At 50.2% G+C, this 15406-nt stretch carries 16 protein-coding genes, 1 pseudogene and 1 riboswitch; of the genes and pseudogenes, 16 read left to right on the top strand and 1 reads right to left on the bottom strand.

Going from position 1 to position 15406, the window contains the following annotated elements; genetic code table 11:
• The first annotated feature begins 142 nt into the window (after positions 1 to 142).
• The 10 genes and pseudogenes from HY879_06775 to HY879_06730 all read left to right on the top strand — a co-directional run bounded on the left by HY879_06775 (position 143) and on the right by HY879_06730 (position 9741).
• A pseudogene (locus tag HY879_06775) lies at positions 143 to 631 on the top strand (AAA family ATPase).
• 1070 nt (positions 632 to 1701) lie between these two features.
• Entirely contained in the window at positions 1702 to 1869 is a 168-nt protein-coding gene (locus HY879_06770; protein MBI5603041.1) for a hypothetical protein, read from the top strand.
• Between the two features lie 12 nt (positions 1870 to 1881).
• On the top strand, positions 1882 to 2229 hold the full coding sequence (locus tag HY879_06765) for an AAA family ATPase (protein ID MBI5603040.1): 348 nt from the start codon (positions 1882 to 1884) through the stop codon (positions 2227 to 2229).
• Positions 2135 to 2797, top strand: coding sequence for a TetR/AcrR family transcriptional regulator (locus HY879_06760; protein MBI5603039.1), 663 nt, complete (start codon positions 2135 to 2137; stop codon positions 2795 to 2797). The genes HY879_06765 and HY879_06760 overlap by 95 nt, the downstream gene beginning before the upstream one ends.
• A gap of 50 nt (positions 2798 to 2847) precedes the next feature.
• On the top strand, positions 2848 to 3939 hold the full coding sequence (mqnE, locus tag HY879_06755) for an aminofutalosine synthase MqnE (protein ID MBI5603038.1): 1092 nt from the start codon (positions 2848 to 2850) through the stop codon (positions 3937 to 3939).
• Between the two features lie 155 nt (positions 3940 to 4094).
• Entirely contained in the window at positions 4095 to 5126 is a 1032-nt protein-coding gene (gene mqnC / locus HY879_06750) for a dehypoxanthine futalosine cyclase (GenBank protein ID MBI5603037.1), read from the top strand.
• Positions 5114 to 5977, top strand: a complete 864-nt coding sequence (locus tag HY879_06745; GenBank protein MBI5603036.1) for an MTAP family purine nucleoside phosphorylase — start codon at positions 5114 to 5116, stop codon at positions 5975 to 5977. The genes mqnC and HY879_06745 overlap by 13 nt, the downstream gene beginning before the upstream one ends.
• A 55-nt stretch (positions 5978 to 6032) precedes the next feature.
• The gene (locus HY879_06740; protein ID MBI5603035.1) at positions 6033 to 7439 is read left to right on the top strand and encodes an amidohydrolase family protein; all 1407 of its coding nucleotides are present in this window, start codon (positions 6033 to 6035) and stop codon (positions 7437 to 7439) included.
• Positions 7440 to 7450: 11 nt separating this feature from the next.
• The gene (locus tag HY879_06735) at positions 7451 to 8899 is read left to right on the top strand and encodes a menaquinone biosynthesis decarboxylase (GenBank protein ID MBI5603034.1); all 1449 of its coding nucleotides are present in this window, start codon (positions 7451 to 7453) and stop codon (positions 8897 to 8899) included.
• 17 nt (positions 8900 to 8916) lie between these two features.
• Positions 8917 to 9741, top strand: coding sequence for a UbiA family prenyltransferase (locus tag HY879_06730; GenBank protein ID MBI5603033.1), 825 nt, complete (start codon positions 8917 to 8919; stop codon positions 9739 to 9741).
• 385 nt (positions 9742 to 10126) lie between these two features.
• Here HY879_06730 and HY879_06725 read toward each other — a convergent pair whose 3' ends face one another.
• Positions 10127 to 10759 (bottom strand): response regulator transcription factor, encoded by a 633-nt coding sequence (locus tag HY879_06725; GenBank protein ID MBI5603032.1) that lies wholly within the window; start codon positions 10757 to 10759, stop codon positions 10127 to 10129.
• Between the two features lie 314 nt (positions 10760 to 11073).
• Positions 11074 to 11162, top strand: a riboswitch (cyclic di-GMP riboswitch).
• 1 nt (position 11163) lies between these two features.
• Here HY879_06725 and HY879_06720 point away from each other — a divergent pair.
• The 6 genes from HY879_06720 (at position 11164) to HY879_06695 (ending at position 15395) form a co-directional block, all read left to right on the top strand.
• A complete protein-coding gene (locus HY879_06720) occupies positions 11164 to 11682 on the top strand; it encodes a GspH/FimT family pseudopilin (GenBank protein ID MBI5603031.1) in 519 nt (172 codons plus the stop codon).
• The gene (locus HY879_06715) at positions 11679 to 12074 is read left to right on the top strand and encodes a prepilin-type N-terminal cleavage/methylation domain-containing protein (GenBank protein ID MBI5603030.1); all 396 of its coding nucleotides are present in this window, start codon (positions 11679 to 11681) and stop codon (positions 12072 to 12074) included. Before HY879_06720 ends, HY879_06715 begins: the two co-directional genes overlap by 4 nt.
• Position 12075: 1 nt before the next feature.
• The gene (locus HY879_06710) at positions 12076 to 12792 is read left to right on the top strand and encodes a prepilin-type N-terminal cleavage/methylation domain-containing protein (GenBank protein ID MBI5603029.1); all 717 of its coding nucleotides are present in this window, start codon (positions 12076 to 12078) and stop codon (positions 12790 to 12792) included.
• An 11-nt stretch (positions 12793 to 12803) separates the two neighbouring features.
• Positions 12804 to 14333, top strand: coding sequence for a pilus assembly PilX N-terminal domain-containing protein (locus tag HY879_06705; GenBank protein MBI5603028.1), 1530 nt, complete (start codon positions 12804 to 12806; stop codon positions 14331 to 14333).
• A gap of 70 nt (positions 14334 to 14403) precedes the next feature.
• Positions 14404 to 14889 (top strand): prepilin-type N-terminal cleavage/methylation domain-containing protein, encoded by a 486-nt coding sequence (locus tag HY879_06700; protein MBI5603027.1) that lies wholly within the window; start codon positions 14404 to 14406, stop codon positions 14887 to 14889.
• A gap of 74 nt (positions 14890 to 14963) precedes the next feature.
• Positions 14964 to 15395, top strand: coding sequence for a hypothetical protein (locus tag HY879_06695; protein MBI5603026.1), 432 nt, complete (start codon positions 14964 to 14966; stop codon positions 15393 to 15395).
• Positions 15396 to 15406: the final 11 nt, after the last annotated feature.

Below are 15406 nucleotides of genomic sequence, written 5' to 3'. Positions count from 1 at the left end.
CGGATAGAGAAAAAGGGCATTAAACGAACCTTTTTACCCCTGAAAAGGTGCCTCTAAGGAGAATACCGATGCCACGAGCCAAACGATTTGGCGCAACTATCCACCCCGCTGAAATCAGGATTAGGATTCGCCGGGAACAGGGCGCATCTTACAATTAGAACCATCCGCCCTGCGTAAACCCGACGAAATAAATGCCCCGACTCATCTATCCAGTAATGGTGCTCATCTGCCCGGAAGTCTTTACCATTTGCCCCAGACCGCAGTCGTAGATTCGAAAGATCAGAAGCCGATAATCGATCCCGATTTCATTTACAGCAATGTCGCGAATAGGTTGACCATGCTTATTGGTGACGTTCGCAAGGTTTGGGTTGATCGGGATGATAAGCGAGAAACGTTAACACTTCAGGTTACGGGAATAGATGGAGCGGATCATCCTGCTCTGTCTTTGTCTGATGGGACTCTTCGTTTTCTTGCACTATCAGTCCTCGAATTGGACGTCACAGATCAGGGGTTGATTTGTCTTGAAGAGCCTGAAAACGGGATACACCCTGAACGTATTCCGGCTATGCTGCAACTGCTTCAAGACATAGCAACAGACCCTGATGAACCGGTAGACGAAAATAATCCTTAAAAATTTTATGAATGTCCCCTTCGAAGTCCCCTTCGATCTCGGTAACCTTCTTATCATACGGGTTTAGGTCTGTTTTGAAGAATTTTACCAGGCTGCCGTCGAGTTCGGAGCGGCGCAGCTATCCGGCAACTGAACAGGCATCCTGCTGACCTCTTTTTTGCCGCTTATATATATTTTAACCTTTATTATTTTAATAGAGTCAAATCTATAAAAAAGGATTAAGGCGATTAAAAAACGTATGGGGAGAGAGAAATGAAAAAGATAGTTATGTCATGGATTATATTAGGGATGGTATTAGCATCTCTCAGTGGATGTTTTATACACCATTGGCATGACGATGGCGGATACCGTGGACATGATAGGGAAAGAGGCGACCGATATGAATATAGAAGATAATGCCGAATGTTGCAAAAAATCAGCATTCTTTATTACGAAAGGGTTCCTGGGTGATCGTCCACCTGTTTGGAGGCTCGATGGGGAGGGAGGTGAACTCCAGAACCGGTGTGTTTAGCATTTGTGAAATAATATGGAATCGCCGGGTGAATATTATCTGGAAATTTTTTAAAGAGGAAAAACAAATCTTGGTTGTCGATGCTTATTTTTTAATTAAAATGGAGTGGAAAAAATGAAAAGGTTATTTTTCGGAACTGTGCTTTTAGCGATAGTAATGGCAGTTCCCAATCAAACAATGGCCAGAGTGGATGTAAATATCAATATTGGTCTGCCGCCGCTCATCGTGTTTGCCGAGCCACCGGAATTGATAGTGCTGCCGGAGACGTATGTCTATGTTGTCCCTGATGTAGAGGCGGACATCTTCTTCTTTGATGGCTGGTGGTGGCGTCCTTGGGAAGGGCGCTGGTATCGATCACGGTACTATGACAGAGGTTGGGCCTACTATCAAAGGGTTCCCTCTTTCTATCACGAGATACCCTCAGGCTGGAGGAATTACTACAAGGAGCATCATTGGAGAGGTCATCCGTGGAACTACAGACGAATACCTCATCATCAAGTTCGACGGACTTGGAGGGACTGGGAAAGGAGTCGGTATTGGGAGAAGCAGCAAACTTGGGATGTCCAAGGTTTGCAGCCCCGAACAAAATCACCACACCCGTCTCGGGAGTTCCAACCGGAGCGCTCCCAGCGGCAATATCGGGAAACAGCACCACTACCCCATGAGGGCAGACCAGAGCGCCAACAGGAACATCGAGAAAACCGTTAAAGTCGGGCAGATGTCATAGGGGTCTGAACCGATCCTCAGCAACGGCGCTATCCTTGATGAGATCCAGCGGGCACCCGAGATCCCCTCCTATATTCAGGACATCGTTGACGCAGAAAAGAGTCCGGAGCGATTTATTCTGACCGGCAGCAAACAGTTTGAAGTGATGAACACCATCAGCCAAACCCTTGCCGGCAGGACAGCGCTTCTCAAGCTCCTGTCTTATGAGGAATTCTCGATCTCTTTTTTCTTGACATCTTATGACCATGTGGTCATAATTGCTTCCCATGAAAACGCTGCCCCCCGCCATCCAGGTCCAATCCACCTTTCTCAATCTCCCGGAGGAAAAAAAGAGCCGGATCATAGAAACGGCTATCCATGAATTTGCCGAGAAGGGCTATGAGGGGGCCTCGATCAACACCATGGTCGGGCGTCTTGGAATTTCCAAGGGCTCCATCTTTCAATATTTCAATAACAAAAAGAGCCTTTTTTTCTATGTCTTTGATTATGCCGTCGGCCTGGTCAAAAGGACCCTGGTCCAGGTCAAAGAGGAAACGGAACAGGAAGAGGTCTTTGACAGGATCCGGAAGTCTCTCCTGGCCGGGATCGATTTCATTCAGAAACATCCGCATATTTATCGGATTTACCTCAACCTTCAACTGGGGAACGATACCCCTTTCCGGACAGAAATTATTCATAAAATAAGGTTGTTTTCCGGTGAATATTTAAGTTCCTTGTTGCGGCAAGGGATGGAGCGGGGAGAGATTTCAAACCAAATCGCCTTAAACCAGGCTGTTTTTTTATTGGATGCGGTTTTGGACCGGTTCCTGTTGGCCTATACCGTGCCTTATCTTTCCCGGGAAGATAAGATTTATAAAGCCCCCCGAAAAACCATCGAAGAATGGGCCGCCGGTCTTACGGAACTGCTCCGTAAAGGCCTTCAGGGGTAATTTTTTTGTTCTAATAATGACCATATGGTCACAAGAGGGGTTATAGCACTATGTTAGCAGAAATCAGAGATCCCGATCTTAAAAAGATCGGTGAAAAAATCAATAACCATGAACGGCTGAATCAGGATGACGGCCTGATCCTTTATAATACCGGTGACCTTTTGGGGCTGGGGATTCTGGCTAACCGGGTCCGGGAGGCAAAGAACGGTAACCGGGCTTATTTCATCATCAATCAGCACATCAACTATTCCAATATCTGCCGGAACCGCTGCCGGTTTTGCGCCTTCGGAAAAGACCCGGATGATCCGCAGGCCTATCAAATGAGTCTGGATGAAATCGAGGCCAAGGTCCGCGAACGTCTGACAGATCCCATAAGCGAAATCCATATCGTGGGCGGCATCCACCCCGATCTCCCCTTTTCCTATTACCTGGAGATGCTGGAAAGGATTAAAGCCCTCCGTCCTGAAGTGCATATCCAGGCCTTTACCGCCGTGGAGATCGCCCATTTGGCTGAATTGGCAGGCAGGCCGGTAAATGAAACCCTTTCCATCCTGGCCGAGGCGGGTCTGGGTTCCCTGCCGGGAGGCGGTGCGGAAGTGTTCAGCCCGCGAATCCGGGAGGCCCTCTGTGCTAAAAAACTCTCTTCCAAAAACTGGCTGGCCGTCTCTATGACCGCCCATCGAATGGGGATCAAGACCAATGCCACGATGCTTTACGGCCACATGGAAACCCTGGAAGAACGAGTGGACCATCTCCTGGCCCTTCGTCAGGCCCAGGATGAGACCGGAGGATTTCTGACCTTCATCCCCCTGGCCTTTCATCCCAAAAACACCGAAATCGATCACTTCAACGGGACGACCGGTCTGGACGATCTGAAAAATATCGCCGTAGCCCGCTTGATGCTGGATAATTTCCCCCATATTAAATCCTTCTGGATCATGATCGGACCCAAGCTGGCCCAGATTTCCCTCTCTTTCGGGGCGGACGATATCGACGGTACGGTCATCGAAGAACGCATCACCCATATGGCCGGGGCCGAAACGGCCCAGGCCATGACTCGCGATGAGATCCTGCATTTGATCCGGGAGGCCGGGCGGGAACCGGTGGAGCGGGGTACGTTGTATAACCAATTGAATAGCTGAAAGCTTAAATTAGGACGCCGATTTTCACCGATACTCGCAGATAATTATTCTATTTTATCCTGGCAATCTGCACGATCGGCCCTCTGCCGATCCGAGTTCATCGGCGTCCAAAATGGAAATTCCTATGCTTTTGAATTCTCAAGGAAAATAATGTAATGCGTCTAACATATAATGAAGCCCTTCAATGGTACCAAAAAGATCTTCTGATTCTCGGGCAGGCCGCTCAGGACTACCGGCTTTCCCTTCATCCGGAGCCGATCGTCACCTATGTGGTGGACCGGAATATCAACTATACCAATGTCTGTATCTCGGGCTGTCGTTTTTGTGCTTTTTTTCAGCCCCTGGAATCCCCTTCCGCCTACGTCCTTTCACAAGAAGCATTGGGGCGTAAGATTGAGGAAACTATTGACTTGGGCGGCACCCAAATCCTCCTCCAGGGCGGCCTGCACCCGCGGCTTTCGCTCGAATATTATGAAGGGCTGATCAGTTGGATAAAAGGGCACTACCCGATCCATGTTCATGGATTTTCTCCACCGGAGATCCTGCACATGTCAAAGATTTCCGGTTTATCCATTGCCGAAGTCCTTGGCCGGCTGAAAGAATCCGGGCTGGGGTCCATCCCCGGCGGCGGGGCCGAAATCCTCTCCGAACGGGTCAGGAAACTGATCTCTCCGAAAAAGGGATCAGCCGCTGACTGGCTCAACGTCATGGAAACGGCCCATGGTCTGGGGTTGAAGACCACGGCCACCATGATGTTCGGACATATAGAAACCGTGGAAGAACGCATCGATCACCTGTTCGCCATCAGGGATCTTCAGGACCGGACCGGCGGGTTTACGGCCTTTATCCCCTGGACCTTTCAACCGGGGCATACGGAACTCCCCTTAACGGAGGCCAAAGGGGTGGAATATTTGCGGATGCTGGCCTTGTCGCGCCTGGTTCTGGACAATGTCCCTAATATCCAGGCCTCCTGGGTGACTCAGGGGCCGAAAGTGGCCCAGGTGGCCCTTTATTTCGGGGCTAATGACCTGGGCAGCACTATGATCGAAGAAAACGTGGTGGCCGCTACCGGAGTGGCCCACCGCCTTTCTTTGCCCGAGATGAGACGGTTGATTGAGACGGCCGGTTTTGAGCCCTGTCAGCGGGATACTTTTTATAACAAGGTCGAACAAAAATGCCGGAATTAGCCATCATTGCCCGGGTCGGGGCCCATAAACCGCTCATCGCTTCCGGGGCCTGGGAAGAAAAGGCCCTGCGGCTGGAAACCCCTTTTGGCCAAAGTGCTCCCCTTCATTTTCTTCGTTATCAGGACATCCCTTTCGTGGTCCTTTCCCGGCATGGCGAAGAGGGCTACAGCCTGTCCGCCCCTTTTGTCAATGATCGGGCCAACATCTGGGCCTTGAAAGAAGCGGGAGTCGGCCGCATCCTTTCCTGGTCGGCGCCGGGATCTCTGAACCCCGCTTTTGCTCCAGGGGACCTTTGCCTGGTCGATGATCTGATTGATGAAACCCGTTCCGGTCCCGGAACCTTTTTTGAGGGAAAGGGGATCGGGGTTATCCGCCAGAACCCGGTTTTTTGTCCGGATCTCAATAATAAGATGGCCGACTCTTTAGAGAAATCCTCCTTCCGGTTGCATCGTACCGGGATTTATGTCTCCGTTGAAGGCCCCCGGATGGAGACACCGGCGGAAATACGCAAATTCAGACTCTTCGGCGGGGATTTGATCGGTATGAACCTGGCCCCGGAAACTTTTTTGGCCAGGGAATTGGAAATGTGTTACGGGGCCCTCTGTTATCCTGTTAATTTCGCCGAAGGGATGTTGGACCGGCCCTATCAGCCCGGGGTCCTCTTTGAAGGGCTTTCTTCTCCCGAAGAAATGGCTTTGGTCAAAAGGGTCGAAGAGGCCTTCCCCGGGTTGATCCTTTCCATCCTTTCCAAAGTCCACAAAAGCCCTGGGAACTGTTTCTGCCGTCAGTCCATGCAGCGCTACAAGGAACGGGGGGACATCGGCCCGGATTTTCGGACCTGGATCAAATAAGGCAATGCGGATTTCGGATTGCGGATTGCGGAGTAAAAAACTTTAAATCTCTACCATGGAAACAGATATTATTTTTTATAAGGCCCGTTGGGTTTATCCGGTCGAATCCCCTCCAATAGAAAACGGGGTGGTGACTGTTTCTCAGGGAAAAATAATCTCTGTCGGGGATAACAGAAGGGTCAAGGATCAAGGAAAGCTTACCGATTTGGGGGACGGGGTCATTTTCCCGGCCTTAATCAATGCCCATACCCATCTGGAACTTTCGGCCTTAAAAGGACGTTTAAACCCCGGACTGGGTTTTTTATCCTGGGTCAGGGGCTTATTGGCCATCAGGGAATCGTTGACGGAAGTTGAGCGGCTTTCGGCCATTCAAACCGCCGTTAAAAATCTCCATCGCTTTGGAACCATTGCCGTGGGAGACTGGACCGGTTCTTTGGGGGGTAATGGATTTGAATCGCCCGATGGATTGGTTCGATGCGCCTTTTACGAAGTCATCGGCTTTTTGGATCAGACCCTCACCTTACCGGCCTCCCTTACCTCCAACTCCGAACTCCGAACTCCGAACTCCCTCCGGGGCGTAGACCCCTCTGGGCCGGAGCCCGAACTCTCCCCCCCTGATTCCGCAATCCGCAATCCGCATTCCGCAATCAACTGGGCCAGAGCCCGAACTCTGTATTCCGAACGCTCTGTCCCTGATTCCGCAATCCGCAATCCGCAATCCGCAATCAACTGGTTGTCCCTCGGCGCCCATGCCCCCCACACTACCTCCTCCAGAGCCATACAATCCGCCAAAACCTGGACTAATGAACACTGCCTTCCCCTTTCCATTCATGTCGCTGAATCGATTGAAGAGGAAGAATTCCTTTTCACCGGTCAGGGCCCCTGGCGGGAGTTTCTGCAGGAACGGGGAAGGGGCATTGAAAACTGGGCATCTCCAAAGAAGAACCCGGTTGCCTATTTAGAGAGCCTGGGGGTCCTCGATAAAAAAACGCAATGCATCCATCTGACCCGGGCCGTCAGGAATGACCTTGAAATCTTAAAGGACAAGAGGGCCCAAATAGTGGTCTGCCCCCGGAGTAATTATTTTATTTCCCGGTCCCTGCCCCTGCTTCCGGACATGCTGCAACTTAATCTGGCCCCGGCTCTCGGAACCGACAGCCTGGCCAGTAATCAGGATCTCAGTCTCTGGGAAGAAATGGCCTTTGTGCATCGATCCTTCCCGGGAATAGACCCAAGATTGATCCTTGAAATGGCCACCCTAAATGGGGCCCGGGCCCTAAACCTCGAAGATCATTTAGGGAGCCTTGCTCCGGGGAAAAAGGCCGGGATGCTTTTTCTGCCCCTTGAAAAATGCCCGGCCAAAGAATTTCCGGAGGCAATGATATACTCCCGGGGAAAAGATCTTCTCTGGCTCGATGTTGAGCCTTATCCGTCACTCGCCACCCGTCACTCGTCACATTAAAAAGGAGTTGTATGGCCTATCCTGATTTAAACACCTTTATCAATAAATTAGAAGCCCTGGGGGAACTGGTCCGCATCCGGGAACCCCTCGATCCTTACCTGGAAATCTGTGAAGTTACTGACCGGGTTTGTAAAGCCGGGGGACCGGCCCTCCTTTTTGAATCCGTCAAAGGAAAAGAATTCCCGGTCCTGACCAACCTTTTTGGCTCCATGAAGAGGATGTGCCTGGCCCTGGAGGTCGATCATCTGGATCAGGTGGGAGAAGAAATTAGCGCTTTGCTCAAGACCGAGCCGCCCAGAACCTTTCGCCAGAAATTAAACCTGATTCCCAAGTTAAAGCGCTTAAGGGGCCTTCTTCCCAAGACCGTCAGCCAGGCCCCCTGCCAGGAGATCGTTATCCGGGAAAATCCGGACCTTTCCCCTTTCCCGATCCTGACCACCTGGCCTATGGATGCCGGCCCTTTCATCACCCTGCCCCTGGTCATAACCAAAGATCCTCAGAACGGCCGGCGCAACGTGGGGATGTACCGACTCCAGGTTTTTGACCACCAGACCCTGGGCATGCACTGGCAAACCCATAAGGGCGGGGCACAACACTTCCGGATAGCCGAAGCGGAAGGCAAAGATCTGCCGGTGGCCGTTGTTCTCGGACCTGACCCGGTCCTGACCTATGCGGCCACGGCCCCGCTGCCCGAGGAAATGGATGAATTCATGTTAGCCGGATTCCTCCGACATGAACCGGTCCATTTGGTCAAGTGCCTCACGGTCGACCTGGAAGTCCCGGCCAATGCCCAGATCGTTATCGAGGGAGTGGTCAAAACCGGCGAACGCCGGCGGGAAGGGCCTTTTGGCGATCACACCGGTTATTATTCTCCGGCCGATGATTATCCGGTGATGCACATCACCTGCCTCACCCACAGAAAAAATCCGATCTATCCGGCGACCGTGGTGGGGATCCCGCCCATGGAAGACGCCTATATGGGCAAGGCCACCGAAAGGATCTTCCTGCCCCTGCTGCGGCAAACCCTGCCTGAGATACGGGATATGCATCTGCCGGTGGCCGGGGCTTTTCATAATTTTGCCTTTGTTGCGATTGACAAACGCTATCCGGGCCATGCCAAAAAGGTCATGCAGGCCCTCTGGGGTTTGGGCCAGATGATGTTTTCAAAATTTATTGTCGTTTTCGATCGGGAGGTCGATGTCCAGAACCTTGATCAGGTGATCTGGCAATGGGGGGCCAATGTGGACCCCAAGAGGGATATGGTCTTGGTGGAAGGACCGGTCGATGCCCTGGATCATGCCTCTCCCCTCCCCCATCTGGGAAGCAAGATCGGTTTTGATGCCACCACCAAAGGGGCCGACGAAGGGATGGTCCGGTCCTGGCCGGAAAAGATTCGGATGGATCAAACGGTCATCGAAAAAGTAAATAATATCTGGCAACGGCTTGGAATTCCCCAGTGAAAAAGATCCTCCTGATAATGGAATTGGTAAAATTTGAGCATACCCTGTTTGCCCTGCCCTTTGCCTATATGGGGGCCTGGCTGGGTGCAGGGGGGCCGCCATCGGTTCCGGTTGCTCTCTGGATTCTTCTGGCCATGATCGGGGCCAGGACGTCAGCCATGGCCTTTAATCGTCTGGCGGATGCCCGAATCGATGCCCAAAACCCCCGGACCAAAGCGCGACCGATCCCTTCAAAACGGATGGGTTCTGAGATGGCCTGGACGGTCTGGGGCATCTCGCTCGGTCTTTTTTTTCTGGCCGCTTATCGTTTAAATACCCTGGCCTTCATTCTTGCGCCCCTGGCTCTTGCTATAATCCATTTTTATTCCTATACTAAACGGTTCACCTCGGGCTCCCATCTTATCTTGGGGCTTTCCCTGGCCATCGCCCCTATCGGTGGTTGGGTTGCGGTCACCGGAGAGCTCTCCTTTGCCCCGCTCCTGCTCGGAGGCGGGGTTCTTTTCTGGGTGGCCGGTTTCGACTGTCTCTATGCCTGTCAGGATGAAGTCTTTGACCGGGACTCCGGACTGCATTCCATTCCGGCCCGATGGGGAAACCCCACGGCCTTCAGGGTAGCCCGCCTTTTTCATTTGGCAGCTTTTATCTTCTTTGTACTCACGGGTTGGATGGCCCACCTGGGGAAATTTTATTTCGGGGGGCTGGGTCTGGTATTCTTATTTTTGTTTATAGAACATTGGATCATTTCCCCCCGGGACCTCTCACGTCTGGAAACCTCTTTCTTTACCTTGAATGCCGCCGTCAGCCTGGTCCTTTTCTTGAGCACTTTCCTGGATTTTTTATAGTAACTTTCATGTTACTAGGTGATAGGCCGAAAGGAAGAACGATCGATTGCTCTCTTGAACAGCTAAAAACCAGGAATCCGGAATTCAGGAGTCAGAATGCAGAATAACAATTTGAACCCTGTACCTTGATGGTATAGGAATTTCTTTTTTGGACGCAGATCGACTCGGATCGGCTGAAAGCCGATTGAATTCGGATCGGCAGATTTTCGCCAATCGTGCTGATTTCCAAGATTTAATTTGAAAAATTTCAAGTTTCAAGATGCCAGTTGCAGAGTGCGGGTTTTCGCTTTGAGCTCTCAGCTTATTTCTTGAACCTGAGGGTATCGGCGAAAATCTGCGTCCTGATCGAAACCTTTTTTTTGCCCCGGACCAGTGGCTCCTATTGCTACATCACCAATTTATTGTTTAAAGCGTACCGGATCATCTCGGCATTGTTACGCATTTGCATTTTATCGAGGATCCGGGTTCGATAGGTGCTGATTGTTTTTATACTCAGGTCAAGCTGTTCGGCAATGTCTTTGAGCCTTTTCCCTGTGGCCAGTAAACACAGGACTTGATACTCCCGGTCGGAAAGGGTTTCATGAGGCGCTTTTTCGGAATCAAATTCCAAATCGGTCGCTAATTTTTCAGCCAGGCTGGGACTGATATATTTTCTACCCTGGGAAACTTTGCGGATGGCATTGGTCAATTCTTCGGGGGCACTCTCCTTGGTCAAATAGCCGGCAGCTCCCAATTTTAAAACCCGGACGGCATACTGATCTTCAGGATAAATACTTAAGATCAGAACCGGGAGTTTCGGTTTTTTATTTCTCAACTCCCGCAGGATATCCAAGCCGTTTTTCCCAGGCATCGAGATATCCAATAAAATAACATCAAAATCGTTTTTGGTCGCTTTTTTGAGAACTTCCTGACCTGTCTGCGCTTCATCGGCCACCATCATGTCCTTGGTTTCCGAAAGGATCTGTTTGAGCCCCATACGAACAACCGGATGGTCATCGGCAACAAGAATTTTTAACATTTCATATCCCCCTTTTTTGAATTAAAATTTTTGCTGGGACCTCCCAAATACAGGAATTTTTTAACGAGGCGGCCTACTCCTACGTTTAAACCCTGCATTCCGGCGTCAGATTAATTTACGTTTACCCTATATTTTTAGCTTTGTCAATTAAAGAAAATCTCACATTTGGCCGATAAACTTAAATGAGGAGGATTTTATCCTCCACCTCTACTCCGTGCCGGGACGTAACCCCGCCACGGCGGGCCTGATGATGAATTTTTTACAAGCCGATCAATTTAGATTGACAAAACAAAATATTTGTGTTATCTTCTCAACACTGAAAAAGGTAAACCAGCCGAAAGACTGGGGCGCAAAGATCCAGACCCAACTTCAACCCTGTTGAAAGGGTGGCTGATCCGCCAGTTATGAGACGAACAGATTATCAAGACCAAAAAGATATCTTTCAAGGATCCTCCCTGAAAAAGGCCTCTACTGCAGGCAAGGCCAACGCCTTCCCCCTCCCCTCCTCCAAAGGATTTTCACTGATTGAAGTATTAGTTGTAATATCCTTAGCAGGTCTGCTGACGACGATAGCCGTGTATCAAATCGACCCGGCCATAAAAAAATACCGTCTGACTGCTGCGGCTCGCCTGGTTTTTGGAGATTTATTGAATGCCAGAACCATCGCCTTGAAAGAGAACCGATCCATCCGGATTGATTTCAGCTCCACATCTTACAATCTGGTTCAAGTCGATACCGGTGCTTCAATCCAGACCAGAACATTAACAGCCGAATACCCTGGTATTACCGTGACCAAACAGGGGGGAGGCAGTGTTGTTTTCACCTCCACCGGGCAGATCTCGGCGGCAACCGTTCAAATCCAGGGACCATCGGCAACCCGGACCATCACGCTTAGTTGGACAGGGAGGGTCGTGCTAAATTGAGTTCGAAAACAATGCATCACCAGGGCGGATTTTCTCTTGTAGAATTTATGATTGCCGTAACTATCCTGGCCGTCGGTCTGATGGCCATGGCCGGGTTACAGACAACGGCCATGCGAAGCAATGCCTCCTCTAAATGGCAAACAGCCGCCACAACCACCGCCGAGGAAAAATTGGTTCAATTAAAAAATTTGGGTTATGCCGGGGCAACCAATACCGCCTGGACCACATCAGAGAGTATAACCTTGGCCGGCTTCGGGACTTTTTCCCGGAGTTATCAAATCAGCGATTCGGTGTCGGGATATCTGAAATATATTCAGGTCCGGGTTACCTGGGTCGACAAATTGGGGGTTACCAAGCAGGTGAACCTTTCAACCTATCTGGCAAAGAGTTAAAATGGAAGTTCTCCATTCTCCGAAAGGGTTTTCCCTTATCGAACTTTTGATAACCATGGGTGTTTTGGGCATCATCCTGGCGGCCCTGGGCGGCTTGTTTACGACAACGAGTAAAAATTATTCAACCCAATCGGAGCTGATCAATAACCAGGAAAACGCCCGGTCCACTTTAGATTTCATGGCTCGTCTCTTACGAGATGGGGTCTCCTCTACCGTGGTCATCAGCGGAACAAGCCCCAATAATACCCTCGCCTTTTCGGTCATCGAGGATTTTGGGCGATCCACCGCAGGAAACACGGCCACCGCCATAAATGACGCGACCAAAACCTGGACCACCAATCAATGGCAAAATTATTACGTCAATATCCATTCCGGTACAGGAAGCGGCCAGACCTCAAAACAAATCGTTTCCAATACCGCCACCCAGTTGACCATTTCCAACAGCAGCCCCTGGACAACCGTTCCCGATACGACTTCCGATTACAAGATGATGTCGAGCCACTCTTTTTCCCGCTCGGGCAATACCCTTCAATATACCAAAAATGGAAGCACCGTCGATCTTTCTAATTATATTACCGGATTAACCGCTCAATTGGTCGGAACCGCTCCCGGTATCAGGGTCGATTTAACCCTTTCGGCCCAAACGGCCAACATTCGTCAGGATACGGGCCAAACCAGTTCGGTTACCCTTAATTCCTCGGTCAAAATGTATAATTGAGGAGGCGTGCTATGGAATCTTCAAACAATCCCAACCGGAACCCGGTTTCAAATGAAAAAGGGGTGGCCCTGGTTACGGCTTTAATTTTACTGGTTATTATTTCAGGCCTCGGGATATTCGGGATCAATACCTCTATTGTGGAGGGTTGGCGTTCTTCCAATTATCTTTCTACGAAAAATGCCCATTTTGCGGCCGATGCCGGCGTCGAAGACGGTATCAGCCGGCTGGTCAGCGGCGTGGTCTCGGATAGCGGCTCGGAGACTTCCACCACCTGGAATAATGGCAACACCTACAATTCAACTAATTTTTCGAACAGTTTCACAATAGGACACCGACTGGTGGGAAATCCCTCTGTGGTGGCCACCACGGCAACCAATAACCCTCATTATCTGATCCGTTCAACCGGCACGACGGGAACAGCCCGAAAAACCATTGAAGCTATTATTGCATTAAATTTGAGCAGTAATTCCCCTTTTACCGATGCCCTGACCGGTTGTAACGGAGTCACTTTTTCAAGTAACGCCAGTACCAGTAGTTATAGCTCTTCAGGCCAGACGGCTAATGGGCACCAAGGAAGTGTCCGGACCACCAATAGCAACGCCAATATCACATTCAGCAGTAATGCCGATATTGACGGGGCAGTCAAGGCCACCGGGGCCGTTTCCCTGGCCAGCAATACGATCCTCCGAAATGATGTCCAGGGCAACAATAATATTACCATGTCCGGTAATGCCAAAATTTCTCAAAACGCCTATTCGGGTGGAAGCATTTCCCTGTCGAATAATTCTCTTATTTATGGAAACGCCACTGCCGCAGGAAGCATTTCCCAAAGTAGTAATGCCGACATCTATGGAATTGAGTCCCCCAATACCCCCCCGGCCTCACCCTATGTTCCTACTTCGCCCTGCGACCCGTTAAATGTAACCAATCTGTTTGCTACGGCCAACAACAGCGGGAATAATAATAACAGTGAATTAAGTGGGGCCTATTATTCAGGGGGGGCCTTTTCCATTGGAAGCAACAACAGCACCACCCTGGGCAGTTCCAGCCAGAGCAAGGGGTTTTATCTGACCGGTTTCACTATGAGTTCAAATTCCCATGTCACGGTTTATGGAAATGTCACCCTCTATGTTGATGGGAATTTTTCTTTGAGCAGCAACACCTACATCACCCTGGCCTCCGGATCAACCCTGACCGTCTATGCCACCGGGACTTTTACCTTGAACTCCAATACTTCGATCAATAATTCAGGAAGGCCACAGGCTCTGGCTGTCTATTCCAATGCCCAATCGACCAGCAGCACGGATTATAAAGTTAATCTGGACTCGAACAGCGGGCTTCGAGGGGTGGTCTATGCACCCAACAGCGCCGTTCATATTGCATCCAATGCAGATCTCTACGGGTCCATAAGGGGGAATTTTGTTCAAATGGCCTCCAATGCCGAATTCCATTACGATGAGGACCTGAGCAGTGCCAACTTCGGCGGCGGTGGAACCCCTTCAGGATATACCCTGTTGAACCGGCGGGAGATTTATAACTGAACATGACTGGTTTTAAACCCGCAACTCGTAACCCGAAACCCGTAACGCTATTTTCGAGCTAAAGGTGCTTATGCTCACTAAACTTTTTCAGAACCCAAAGGGATTCACCTTGATCGAAGTCCTGGTCGCCCTGGTCGTTTTGCTCATCGGGGTTTTGGGTTGGATCGCCTTTACCTGGATGACGACCAAGGGAAGCGCCTTCAGCCGCGAGGAAAATGTGGCCACTTTTATGGCCCAAAGCAAAATGGAGGAATTAAAGCAGATACCGGTTACGCACAGCCAATTGGCCGATGACGCCAATATGAATGATCTGGAGGATAATGCCACCCCCGATCATATCAATACCGATCCGGGTACGGTAAATTCTTCTTTGACCAATCAACCGGTCAACGCCACTAACGAAACAGGGAAAAAAGACAGCATCTTTTACCGGATGTGGAATATTGCCAGTAACAGCCCGGCACCGGGATTAAAAACCGTGGCGGTCATTGTACGCTGGCGGTCTTTGCTCGACGGCCAGACCCACCAGGTGATATTAAAAACAATTTTTCGGTAAAGAAATGAATGCAACCCCCAGCAAGCCATAGATTGCGTTCTATTCATAGATCGCGAAAGTCCGGAGGGTTCGGTTTGATCGAACTCCTGATCGCCCTGAGCCTTTTTTCCATTATCATCGTCGGCGTTCTTTACAGCAGTTATCAGTCCCAAAAGCAGACTTACGATTCGGAAACCCGAAAAATCGATTTACGTCGGAACCTCCAACAAATCATGGAAGAACTTTCCAAAGAACTCAGGATGGCCCTGGCGATTACCGCTTCTTCGGCCAGTTCCATTTCCTTTACCTCGGTTCAGGACGGAAATGTGCGTTCTTTTTCCTGGTCCGGGGAGACACTCACTTATACCAATGGATCAAACACCAAGGCTTATACCAATATCACCGAATTCACCCTGACCTATCCGGCAGCTAATAAGATCCATATTACCATTAAAGGAAAAACCATTCATACCAGCCCGGTTTATACCCAAACCTTGGCCTCTGATGTGACATTGAGGAATATATAGGAGGCAATCCT

It is taken from the genome of Deltaproteobacteria bacterium, from assembly GCA_016219225.1.
In the GTDB taxonomy this organism is placed as follows: Bacteria; Desulfobacterota; RBG-13-43-22; order RBG-13-43-22; family RBG-13-43-22; genus RBG-13-43-22.
This window is presented reverse-complemented; position numbering and strand designations above follow the sequence as displayed.

Excerpts from the sequence above, each read along its gene's own strand:
- HY879_06770 (MBI5603041.1), top strand. The coding sequence starts at position 1,702 with ATGTCCAAGGTTTGCAGCCCCGAACAAAATCACCACACCCGTCTCGGG.
- HY879_06760 (MBI5603039.1), top strand. The coding sequence starts at position 2,135 with ATGAAAACGCTGCCCCCCGCCATCCAGGTCCAATCCACCTTTCTCAAT.
- mqnE (MBI5603038.1), top strand. The coding sequence starts at position 2,848 with ATGTTAGCAGAAATCAGAGATCCCGATCTTAAAAAGATCGGTGAAAAA.
- mqnC (MBI5603037.1), top strand. The coding sequence starts at position 4,095 with ATGCGTCTAACATATAATGAAGCCCTTCAATGGTACCAAAAAGATCTT.
- HY879_06745 (MBI5603036.1), top strand. The coding sequence starts at position 5,114 with ATGCCGGAATTAGCCATCATTGCCCGGGTCGGGGCCCATAAACCGCTC.
- HY879_06740 (MBI5603035.1), top strand. The coding sequence starts at position 6,033 with ATGGAAACAGATATTATTTTTTATAAGGCCCGTTGGGTTTATCCGGTC.
- HY879_06735 (MBI5603034.1), top strand. The coding sequence starts at position 7,451 with ATGGCCTATCCTGATTTAAACACCTTTATCAATAAATTAGAAGCCCTG.
- HY879_06730 (MBI5603033.1), top strand. The coding sequence starts at position 8,917 with ATGGAATTGGTAAAATTTGAGCATACCCTGTTTGCCCTGCCCTTTGCC.
- HY879_06725 (MBI5603032.1), bottom strand. The coding sequence starts at position 10,759 with ATGTTAAAAATTCTTGTTGCCGATGACCATCCGGTTGTTCGTATGGGG.
- HY879_06720 (MBI5603031.1), top strand. The coding sequence starts at position 11,164 with ATGAGACGAACAGATTATCAAGACCAAAAAGATATCTTTCAAGGATCC.
- HY879_06710 (MBI5603029.1), top strand. The coding sequence starts at position 12,076 with ATGGAAGTTCTCCATTCTCCGAAAGGGTTTTCCCTTATCGAACTTTTG.
- HY879_06705 (MBI5603028.1), top strand. The coding sequence starts at position 12,804 with ATGGAATCTTCAAACAATCCCAACCGGAACCCGGTTTCAAATGAAAAA.
- HY879_06700 (MBI5603027.1), top strand. The coding sequence starts at position 14,404 with ATGCTCACTAAACTTTTTCAGAACCCAAAGGGATTCACCTTGATCGAA.